The following is a 230-nucleotide window of genomic DNA, read 5'->3' as shown; positions in this document are numbered from 1 at the left end:
ATTAAAAATTGCCGGTGTAGCAGCTGTTCCAGTTGGATTGATTTTCCTACAGGATGCAGGTACAGCAGCTGTCTGTATGTTTATTGTCGTTGTGATGGTGTTTTTATCAGGGGTCAATTGGAAGCTGATTTCTCTCATCGGTTCTGTGGTTGTGCTTTTAGTTGCCGCTGTGTTAGCCGTGATCATTCTCTTCCCTGATGTTGCAAAAACAATTGGCATTCAGCAGTATC

At 43.0% G+C, this 230-nt stretch carries 1 protein-coding gene; it reads left to right on the top strand.

All coding sequences use genetic code 11. The annotated features are described in order from the left end of the window. Positions 1-230: FtsW/RodA/SpoVE family cell cycle protein (locus SB658_RS28095; protein ID WP_410603892.1), on the top strand; the 230-nt coding region annotated here is incomplete at both ends.

It is taken from the genome of Bacillus sp. SIMBA_008 (assembly GCF_046535495.1).
GTDB classification, from domain to species: Bacteria; Bacillota; Bacilli; order Bacillales; family Bacillaceae; genus Bacillus; species Bacillus subtilis.
Note: the sequence above shows the minus strand (reverse complement) of the source record. Positions and strands in the feature narration are given on the sequence as shown.